This is a genomic window from Vibrio genomosp. F10 str. 9ZD137 (assembly GCF_049974785.1).
Lineage (GTDB): Bacteria > Pseudomonadota > Gammaproteobacteria > Enterobacterales > Vibrionaceae > Vibrio.
Window position 1 is genome coordinate 1 of record NZ_JBNGCJ010000035.1, and the last position, 554, is coordinate 554.

Sequence of the window (554 nt, forward strand, 5' to 3'; positions counted from 1 at the left end):
ATCACTCTTAAATTTATTGTTATGCGCACCTTTTAGATAATGTATCTGAGAGTGCTTTCCACCAAAATACCCGCGACAAACTTGAGTTTTACTGCCTTTGTATAACTTAGTTGAAAGCCCAGCTCTACATTGCAGTCAACCAAGTCCCCTTGAGGCAATTCAAATATTCCTGAATACCAACTCGCAAACAAAGGCTCATTATCAACAAGGCGGTATTTCCCTTCTAGGTTAACCAAATATAGCTTGTTACCTTGAACTTCCCAGGTTGCAATATAGTTACGCCAGCAAGCTGTCGAAAAATAGATACCGTTTGAATCGATACTTTCAAGATCGCTAGAACTCAATTCTTCAATCTTCGAATTGTCGACAGGAAAACCCAAGCAAGAAGGCATTTGATATTCGGAGCCTAGATACTTGCAGTTATCCTTTACTTGATTCGTCATATATCCTCCAACCCGATAGTTCGCATAACGCCGCATTAAGGTGTGAACAACGCTACCACCCAAACTAAACATTGTGCCGTAAACACGAAACCCAACGATGGAATGAAAAAT

1 protein-coding gene is annotated in these 554 nt (G+C 40.3%); it reads right to left on the reverse strand.

Going from position 1 to position 554, the window contains the following annotated elements; all coding sequences use genetic code 11:
- Positions 1-32: 32 nt before the first annotated feature.
- A partial coding sequence (locus ACP45E_RS00430) for a hypothetical protein (RefSeq protein ID WP_241824224.1) occupies positions 33-554 on the reverse strand: 522 nt, incomplete at its 5' end.